Raw genomic sequence first — 8,928 nt, forward strand, 5'->3', positions numbered from 1 at the left:
CAGCGCTGAATCGCCATCGGTGACGCCGCACAAGCCACTGTTGTAGAGCTTGAAGCTGTTCGCTGACGAAATCCCGTGGACTTGCAGGCAGCGCGCGAGTTTTTCGTAGTCCGCCCGGTTACAGACGTAACTCCAGTCATATTCGAAGCGATCCATCACGTAACGCCCGGGCGTGATCATGCTGAACAGCCGGTGCGGCGAATCGAGAAACAGCGTGTCGGTATCGACGAACAGGGTTTTTTCGGCGAGTGTCAGGCCCAGCGCAATGGCGCACGCTTTGCGGCGGTGGTGGTAGCCGTTTTCACCCTGCCACTGGATCAGGGTCTGCTCGCTCAAAGTGACGGTATCGACCGGCCAGCCGGCATAGTCCTGCGGACGATCGGTCAGCACTCGGATGCACAGTGATTCACTTGGCTGCAGTTGTGCCAGGGCGGTGAGGATGCTGAATTTCGCCTCGCGCCGATAAACGTCTTTGTCACCATAGATCAGGTAGAGCAGCTGGTGCGGTACTTTTTCCATGGGGGGGAAGGCTTCGCGCATAAGCGGCTCCATACGGCGGGGGCGCGAGTCTACCGTATTGCTCCGCTGATTTGCAGGCCGGGCACTTGCTTCAAAGTGTTGCCGGGGTGGGCGTCAACCGGTGATCAGTCTGCCACTGAGGAAGACTTCTCGGCGCTGCTTGCGACCGACGTATTCATGTTTGCTCAACTGATAGACCGCCTCGAACCTGTCTCTCGATAGACCGGGCAGCGCGCTGAGATATTGATCGACCAGGCGATCGTAGGCGGCTTCGGTAATGAACTTGTAGATATCCCGACGGTAGAAGAAGCCGAGTTGAAAACCGAGTGTTTCACTTGCGTGCGCGGTCGGGCCGGCGAAGCAGTTTTCAAAGTCGATGGCTTTGAGTGGCCTTTGCGTTTGCTCGGGCACCATGATGTTGCCCACCCAGAAATCCATGTGAGTGATGTTCTTGCTGGCGAGCGAGCTGAGCAATTGGAACGCGTCGAGGATGAAAGCTTCGATGTTTGCGGGATTGCGTCTGATGCATTCGGCGCCGTCGATATGGCCTTCGAGCAGGTGAGTCAGGAGGAAAAATTCCTCGGTCAGGCCGAGTCTGCTGCGCGTATAGCCATAGCCCTTCAGCGCAGGCATCTCCACGCCCCGGCGCTGAGCTTCGAGGGAATTCATCAGTTCTTCGAGCGGCCAGTCGAAGCGCCCGTTGCGTTGCGGTTTGTTCAGGCTCACCCGCACCTTTGCCTTGAACGTGTCCAATGGCTGGACCTTGGCAAAGAGTGGTGTTTCACAGGACGATAACGGTGCGCTGGCTCGGGTCAGTTTGCGCGCGCGACGTTTTTTTATCAGCTGCTCCAGGGCTTGGCGTGCCTGGATGCTGGGTGCTTCGCTCAGGTGCAGGGTGGTGTTACCGAATGCGCACACGATGGGGTATTCGGATTGAAGTGTTTTGCTGCAGAACACGGAAGAGGCCTCCTGCCTGATGTCGAAGTGCCATGATTTATATTTGATTACAATTTTATGACAGTTCTTTACGTCAATCTATTGCCGGTGGAATTCTGGCAGGACAAAAAAAGCCCTTCGCAAGGAAGGGCTTTCAAAGTATTTACGCATTTCAGAATGGCGCCGGGCACTCGAAGCGCAGGCGTTCGGCGGTTTGCGGATGAGTGAAGCTGAGCATGCTAGCGTGCAGGCACAAACGTGGCCAGGCGGCCAGCGCCTGCTCGTGGGCGTAGAGCCCGTCACCGAGCAGCGGATGGCCGATCGACAACATGTGCACGCGCAATTGATGCGAGCGCCCGGTAATCGGTGTCAATTCGACCCGGCACCAGTCGCCGCACCGTTCCAGCACCTTCCAGAACGTCAGCGCATGTTTGCCGAATTCGTGATCGACCACATGCCGTGGCTTGGTCGGTGGGTCGTAGCGCAGGGGCAGGTCGATGCTGCCGCTGTCCAGTTCCGGCTGACCCCAGGCCAAAGCGGTGTAGGCCTTTTCGGTTTCGCGATCATGAAACTGCCGCGACAGCTCGCGATGGGTGTCGGTATCCCGGGCCAGCAGAATGATGCCGGAGGTTTCCCAGTCCAGGCGATGGACGATGCGCGCTTCCGGGTAGCCGTTTTCCTGCAAGCGGGTAATCAGGCAGTCCTTGTTGTCGTCAGCGCGCCCGGGCACCGAGAGCAGCAGGGTCGGTTTGTCGACCACCAGTACGGCGGCGTCCTCATGGATGATGCGGATGTTGGACAGCGGCATTAAAACAGCCTCGTAACAAATGCCAACGGCGGCTCGGAGCTGCTGATAACCCTGTAGGAGCTGCCGAAGGCTGCGATCTTTTGACTTTGAAGATCAAAAGATCGCAGCCTTCGGCAGCTCCTACACGAGCATCAACAGTCCGAGCCGCCGTAGCGACTGCCAAATCGACTCAGCGATCGGGCAGGGTGATGTTGAGTTCCAGAATCGAGCAACTGCCCTGGCTTTCCAGTGCAACATGTACGTCGTCGTTGCCGATGTTGACGTACTTGCGGATCACGTCGACCAGTTCCTTCTGCAAGGCTGGCAGGTAATCCGGCGTGCTGCGCTGGCCGCGCTCATGCGCCACGATGATCTGTAGACGCTCTTTCGCTACCGAGGCGGTACTTGGCTTTTTGTTGGCACGAAAGAAGTCAAAAAGGTTCATTACCTACCTCCAAACAGGCGCTCGAAGAATCCCTTCTTCTCGACATCGAGGAATCGGTGGGCTTTTTCTTTGCCCAGCAGGCGGTCGACGGTATCGCTGTAAGCCTGACCGGCATCGCTCTGGTCGTCGAGAATCACCGGCACGCCCTGGTTGGAAGCCTTGAGCACTGCCTGGGATTCCGGGATGACGCCGAGCAGGGTCACCGAGAGGATTTCCTTGACGTCTTCAACGCCGAGCATCTCGCCCTTCTCAACACGCTCCGGGTGGTAGCGGGTGATCAGCAGGTGTTCCTTGATCGGGTCTTCGCCACGTTCGGCGCGGCGCGATTTGCTTGCCAGCAGACCGAGCATGCGGTCCGAGTCACGTACCGAGGACACTTCCGGGTTGGTCACGACGATCGCTTCATCGGCGAAATACATGGCCAGGTGCGCACCTTTCTCGATGCCCGCCGGGGAGTCGCAGACGACGAACTCGAATTGTTCCTTGAGCTCCATCAGGACTTTTTCCACGCCTTCGACGGTCAGCGCGTCTTTGTCGCGGGTCTGGCTGGCCGCCAGTACGTAGAGGTTTTCCAGGCGCTTGTCTTTGATCAGTGCCTGTTGCAGGTTGGCTTCGCCGTTTACCACGTTGACGAAGTCATACACCACGCGGCGCTCGCAACCCATGATCAGGTCGAGGTTACGCAAGCCCACGTCGAAGTCGACGATCACTGTTTTGTGGCCGCGCAGAGCGAGACCGGTACCGATAGCGGCGCTGGTGGTGGTCTTACCCACACCACCCTTGCCGGATGTAACCACGAGAATCTTGGCCAAGGTGTTTCACCCCTAAGGAAGAAGGACTGTTCAGCCCCTGAAAAACATCTCTTGAAAACTACTGCAGTCGGACAGCCTTGGCTGGAATTTGGCTTTGGGCCTTTTTCCTACTTCGTTTGAGCCGTTTTCGCTACGTTTTAGAGATGCTTGGAAAATGCGGCAGTATCCGTTAAAGCCGAATGATGTTCAACACGTCGCCTGACAGGCTGACCTGGACGCCCGAGCCCCACATCGGATCGCGACGCAAATCCTCGGAGACCTTGTAATGACCGGCGATGGAGATCAGTTCAGCGCTCAATTGCTGACAGAAAATCCGTGCCTTGGTGTCACCTTTGACGCCGGCCAGTGCTCGGCCGCGCATCGGGCCGTATACATGGATGTTGCCATCGGCGAGAAGTTCCGCCCCCGGACTGACCGATGAGACCACGACCAGATCGCCACCCTGGGCATATATCTGTTGGCCACCACGTACTGGCGTGGTGATTACGCGGGTCGGTTTGACCGTCGGCTCAGGTGGCTTTTCCGGCTTCTTTTTGACTTCGACTTCCGGCGTCTCCAGCGGGCGCTCGCGGGCGCCGGAGGGCGGTAGCACGGGGATGTCGATGGCGATGGCGGCGGCGATGTCTTCGATGCGGCTGGCGCGAATGGCCAGGGTACGCAGACCGTGCTGACGGCAGACGCGCATCAGCCCCGGCAGATCAACCGCGCCTTGGTTCGGCGGCAGTTTGTCCAGCGCCAGGACCAGCGGTGCATTGCTGAAAAAATTCGGCGCCTGGGCGACTTTGGCGGCCAATTGCCGATCGAGGCTTTCGAGGTCGTTACGGGCCAGTTCCAACACAGTGATGGCCAGCATGCTGCCCTTGAGCTGGAATACGGGATCTTGGTCTAACGGGTCGGTTTGGCTCATGTCGGCATACAACGGCTTGTCACTAAAAGTGCCGAGACTTATAACGAGAACGCCCGCGAGCCGCAAGCCGGGTCGAACGATGTAGAATGCGCGGCCACTGTATTTACGGAAGCTTTAATGGATCGCCCGCGTTTTCGAAAAGCATATCTTGCTCCGCGCTTCTGGCCGCTCTGGTGCGGCCTGGGGCTTTTGTGGCTGATCGTGCAGCTGCCGTATCCGGCGCTGCTGACCATCGGTCGAGTTTTGGGCGCGTTGATGTATCGCGTCGCCAGCGACCGGCGAACCATCGCCCGGCGCAATCTGGAATTGTGCTTCCCGGAAAAATCCGCCGCCGAGCGCAAACGCCTGCTCAAGGAAAACTTCGCCTCCACCGGCATTGCCTTTTTTGAAATGGCGATGAGCTGGTGGTGGTCGCGCGAGCGTCTGGCGAAACTGGCCCACGTCGAAGGCCTTGAACATCTGCAGAAGGCCCAGCGCGAAGGCAAAGGCGTGATCCTCATGGCCGCGCATTTCACCACGCTGGAAATCGGCGCGGCGCTGCTCGGCCAGCAGCACACCATCGACGGCATGTACCGCGAACACAAAAACCCCTTGTTCGACTTCGTCCAGCGCCGTGGCCGCGAGCGGCACAATCTCGATTCGCTGGCGGTGGAGCGCGATGACGTGCGCGGCATGCTCAAACTGCTGCGCTCGGGACGGGCGATCTGGTATGCGCCGGATCAGGATTACGGCGCCAAGCAGAGCGTCTTCGTGCCGCTGTTCGGCATTCAGGCCGCCACTGTCACTGCGACGACCAAGTTCGCGCGCCTGGGTAAAGCGCTGGTGGTGCCGTTCACTCAGGAACGTCTGGCCGACGGCAGTGGTTATCGCCTGGTGATCCATCCGCCGCTGGAAGACTTCCCCGGCGAGAGCGAAGAGGCCGATTGCATCCGCATCAATCAGTGGGTCGAGAGCGCTTTGCGTGCCTGCCCCGAGCAGTATCTGTGGGCGCATCGGCGCTTCAAGAGTCGCCCACCGGGCGAGCCGAAGCTTTATCCCAAGCGTCGTTGATTAGCCGATCTGACAAGCACCGTGGAGTGTCGCGATGAGTCCTGCTGAACCGGTCACAGGTTTGATTCTTTCCGGCGGCGGGGCTCGGGCGGCTTATCAGGTCGGGGTGCTGGCGGCGATTGCCGAGTTGCTGCCGGTCGGCGCGGACAATCCGTTTCCGGTGATCGTCGGCACCTCGGCCGGGGCGATCAATGCGGTCAGCCTGGCCAGTGGCGCCACGGACTTTCGAGTCGCCATCGAACGCCTGACCCAGTTCTGGCAGGGCTTTCGCAGCCACCGCGTGTTGCGCAGCGACTGGCCGGGCGTGATCCATCAAGCCAGCCGCTTCGTCAGCCACAGCCTGCTCGGCCTCGGTCGACAGATGCCGGTGGCGCTGCTCAACAGTTCGCCGCTGCGCGAACTGCTCGAGGAAAAACTGCACCTGCCCGGCATCGCCGAATCCATCGCGCGCAAGCAATTGCATGCGGTGGCGGTGACCGCGTTCGGCTACGAATCGGGGCAAGCGGTGACGTTCTATCAGGGCGGCGGCACCATCGACGCCTGGCTGCGGCACCGCCGCATCGGTGTGCCGACGCAGCTGTCGGTTGATCATCTGTTGGCCAGTTCAGCGATTCCGCTGCTGTTCGCGCCGGTGAAAATCGGCGAGGAATATTTCGGTGACGGCGCAGTACGCCAGTCGGCGCCGATCAGCCCGGCGCTGCATCTGGGTGCCAGTCGCGTGCTGGTGGTGGGCGTCAGCGGCAACCCGCGCGGCGTCGATCCGCAGCAGCCGCTGGAGCGCGCCTACAGCGGCCAGCAACCGACGCTGGCGCAGATCGGCGGGCACATGCTCAACAGCACGTTCATCGACAGTCTGGAGAGCGATATCGAGCTGCTGCAGCGTCTGAATCAGTTCAGTCATTTGCTCCCGGCCGGCACGCCGACCCGCGCGCTGGGTGTGGCGCCGGTGGAAGTGCTGGTGATTGCGCCGAGTCAGCCGATCGACGAAATCGCCGCACGGCATCGTCAGGAGCTGCCGGCGGCGTTGCGCCTGTTTCTGCGCGGGCCGGGCGCGACGAAGACGAGCGGGGCGGGGGTGCTCAGTTATCTGCTGTTCGAGGCGGGGTATTGCAGCGAGTTGATCGAGTTGGGGCGGCGGGATGCGTTGGCCAAGCGTGAAGAGCTTTGCCGGTTTTTGCGGATATCTGAAGCGGTGGCTCCGGCCTGAAATCTGCGGTGCGGCCTTCGCGAGCAGGCTCGCTCCCACATTGGAACTCGGTCTGAATGTGGGAGCGAGCTTGCTCGCGAAGACGTCGGGGAGGATGCCGCCGGATCAGAAGTGGAACTTGACCAGGAAGCTTGTGGTGCTCTGATCGGTCTTGAAGTACTGGCTGTCCTTGATCCCGTACTTGTCCGACCAATAGTCGTACTCAACACCGACATACAACTGCTTCTCGCCGAAATTCAGCGCCTTGCCCAGGTCGTATTTGACCTGTGGGTTGAAGTGCAGGTTGGCGTGGTAGTCGCCTTTGGAGTTGGAGTCGTTGTCGACCACCCAGTCCATGAAGCCGTCGATGAGGATGTTCGATTTGCCCACCGGGACGGTGTAGGACCAGACCGGGGTGATCTGCCAGACATTGTCACCGGCGCGTGCGCCCTGGGTGTGACGCTGGTAGAAGTTCAGCTGGAAGTAGTCGAAGCCCGGAATCGCCAGGTCGAAGCCCGGACCGATCAGGTACGACTCGGTATCGCCTTCACCGAACTCGTAGGTCATGGCCAGCAACACGTCAGTCACCGGGCCGAAGGCCAGTTTCTGATCGAAGATCTTGCCGAACGACAGGCGCGGGCTGAGCTCGCCGTAGTAGGTGTTGGAGCCGACGCCGCCATCATCCTTGCCGTTGTAGAAGATCTTGTCGATGAACAGGAAGTTGTCCCCATACTTCCAGGCATCGGCGTGCTCGAAGGTCACGGTCTGCTGAATGCGCGGGTTGACCTGGAAGTCCTTGCCATACAGGTAGGTCAGGCTGTTGTTCTGCCACTGCAGCAGGCCTTCGGCCATCGCCTGGCCGCCGGCGAACATCGATCCGGCCAGCATCAGGCTGGTGCACATACGTTTCATTCGGTTGCTCCCAAAGTAGGTGTTCCACGTTATTTTTTTAAGTTCGGCGCTCTGATGTGGCGCCTTTTTTCGTACCGCAAATTTCATCCGATCGGTCAGCTTTGAATGCTGGTAGCAAAAGCTGCGCCAAGGCTTTTGAAAAACCAAAAAACGCCCGTTCGGCTGCTGAAAAACAGTCGACGAGCGTGTTTTCGGGAGGCCTCAGGACTGACCGCAGCCGGGATAAGTTGGCTTTTCGGTCAGAAATTGAATTCAGGCTTTTTTTTAGAGCGAATTCGGAAGGCCGCGGAGAATACTGACTCCTCGGCCAAGGCTCAAGTGCCCCGCAACAGAGCACCGACGGCAAGCATGGCGCACGGTTGCGGGCCATCTCAGAAGTGCACCTTCAGCAGCAGGCTGGCAGTGTTCTGGTTGGTATCGAACGCGTGGCTGTTTTCAATGCCGTATTTGTTCTTCCAGTAGCTGTACTCGGTGCCGACGTACACCTGCTTCTGGCTCCAGCCCATGGCTTTGCCGAGGTCGTATTTGAGCTGCGGATTGATGTGCAGATTGGCGTGGTAGGTGCCGCGTGAGTTTTCGTCGTTGTCGACGACCCAGTCGAGGTAGCCGTCGATCAGCACATCGGAATTGCCCAGTGCAAAGCTGTAGGACCACGCGGGGGTGATCTGCCAGACACCATCGCCGGGCCGCGGGCCTTCGGTCTGGCGGCGGAAAATGTTCAGGGTGACGTAGTTGAAGCCGGGCACTTTCAGGTCGAAGCCGGGGCCGATCAGATAGGCCTCGGTTTCGCCTTCGCCGTACTCGTAGGTCATTGCCAGCAGCACATCCTTGATCGGGCCGAACTCGATCTTGCGGTCGAGGATCTTGCCGAAGGAAAAGCGCGGGGTGAACTCGCCGTAGAAGGTGTGCGGACCTTTGTTCGGGTCCTCCTTGCCGTTGTAGAAGATCTTGTCGACGAACAGAAAGTTGTCGCCGTACTTCCACTTGTCGGCGTGCTCGAAGGTGACCGTCTGCTGATTCGACGGGTTGATCGCGAAGTTCTTGCCGTACAGATAGCTGAGGCTGTTGCTCTGCCACAGCAGCAGATCGCCGGCCATGGCCTGACTCGCGGCCAGCAGGCCGCCACTCAACAGAACGTTGCTTTGCGTGCGGATCATCTGTTGCTCCCTCTTGTTTTTATTGTTTGAGGCACAAGCAGTTGCGTAGTCCCTGTGGGAGCGAGCCTGCTCGCGAAGCGGTTGTGTCAGTCGCCATCAATGTTGAAGGACACAGCGCTTTCGCGAACAGGCTCGCTCCCACAGGTGGTGTGGTGGTTTCAATCAGTGCGCATGGCAATCATTGATCGCCGCACGCTCCTTGCCGCCGAGGATGTTG

At 59.4% G+C, this 8,928-nt stretch carries 9 protein-coding genes and 1 pseudogene; 2 read left to right on the forward strand and 8 right to left on the reverse strand.

Annotation, left to right across the window (positions count from 1 at the left end; all coding sequences use genetic code 11):
• The 6 genes and pseudogenes from OQK_RS30490 to minC all read right to left on the reverse strand — a co-directional run.
• Positions 1-540: pseudogene (locus OQK_RS30490) on the reverse strand (hypothetical protein); the annotation flags it as partial.
• 93 nt (positions 541-633) lie between these two features.
• The gene (locus tag OQK_RS18880) at positions 634-1,476 is read right to left on the reverse strand and encodes a hypothetical protein (RefSeq protein ID WP_016773749.1); all 843 of its coding nucleotides are present in this window, start codon (positions 1,474-1,476) and stop codon (positions 634-636) included.
• Between the two features lie 151 nt (positions 1,477-1,627).
• Positions 1,628-2,263 carry an RluA family pseudouridine synthase gene (locus OQK_RS18885; RefSeq protein ID WP_016773750.1) on the reverse strand — a complete coding sequence of 212 codons (636 nt, stop codon included), beginning with the start codon at positions 2,261-2,263 and terminating at the stop codon, positions 1,628-1,630.
• A 169-nt stretch (positions 2,264-2,432) separates the two neighbouring features.
• Complete coding sequence (minE, locus tag OQK_RS18890; protein ID WP_003223146.1) at positions 2,433-2,687, reverse strand: cell division topological specificity factor MinE; 255 nt, start codon at positions 2,685-2,687, stop codon at positions 2,433-2,435.
• Positions 2,687-3,499, reverse strand: coding sequence for a septum site-determining protein MinD (gene minD / locus OQK_RS18895; RefSeq protein WP_007913953.1), 813 nt, complete (start codon positions 3,497-3,499; stop codon positions 2,687-2,689). Before minD ends, minE begins: the two co-directional genes overlap by 1 nt.
• Before the next feature lie 169 nt (positions 3,500-3,668).
• The gene (gene minC, locus OQK_RS18900; RefSeq protein WP_038861964.1) at positions 3,669-4,406 is read right to left on the reverse strand and encodes a septum site-determining protein MinC; all 738 of its coding nucleotides are present in this window, start codon (positions 4,404-4,406) and stop codon (positions 3,669-3,671) included.
• A 117-nt stretch (positions 4,407-4,523) separates the two neighbouring features.
• Here minC and OQK_RS18905 point away from each other — a divergent pair, with 117 nt between their 5' ends.
• Together OQK_RS18905 and OQK_RS18910 are read left to right on the forward strand one after the other, a co-directional pair.
• Complete coding sequence (locus OQK_RS18905; protein WP_016773752.1) at positions 4,524-5,456, forward strand: lipid A biosynthesis lauroyl acyltransferase; 933 nt, start codon at positions 4,524-4,526, stop codon at positions 5,454-5,456.
• Between the two features lie 34 nt (positions 5,457-5,490).
• Complete coding sequence (locus OQK_RS18910) at positions 5,491-6,663, forward strand: patatin-like phospholipase family protein (protein WP_016773753.1); 1,173 nt, start codon at positions 5,491-5,493, stop codon at positions 6,661-6,663.
• Between the two features lie 105 nt (positions 6,664-6,768).
• On the opposite strand, the gene OQK_RS18915 is transcribed toward OQK_RS18910, so the two are convergent.
• Together OQK_RS18915 and OQK_RS18920 are read right to left on the reverse strand one after the other, a co-directional pair.
• A complete protein-coding gene (locus tag OQK_RS18915; protein ID WP_016773754.1) occupies positions 6,769-7,554 on the reverse strand; it encodes an outer membrane protein OmpK in 786 nt (261 codons plus the stop codon).
• Positions 7,555-7,925: 371 nt separating this feature from the next.
• Positions 7,926-8,711, reverse strand: a complete 786-nt coding sequence (locus OQK_RS18920; RefSeq protein ID WP_016773755.1) for an outer membrane protein OmpK — start codon at positions 8,709-8,711, stop codon at positions 7,926-7,928.
• Positions 8,712-8,928: the final 217 nt, after the last annotated feature.

Origin of the sequence: Pseudomonas sp. R62 (assembly GCF_000257605.1) — a bacterium.
In the GTDB taxonomy this organism is placed as follows: domain Bacteria; phylum Pseudomonadota; class Gammaproteobacteria; order Pseudomonadales; family Pseudomonadaceae; genus Aquipseudomonas; species Aquipseudomonas atacamensis.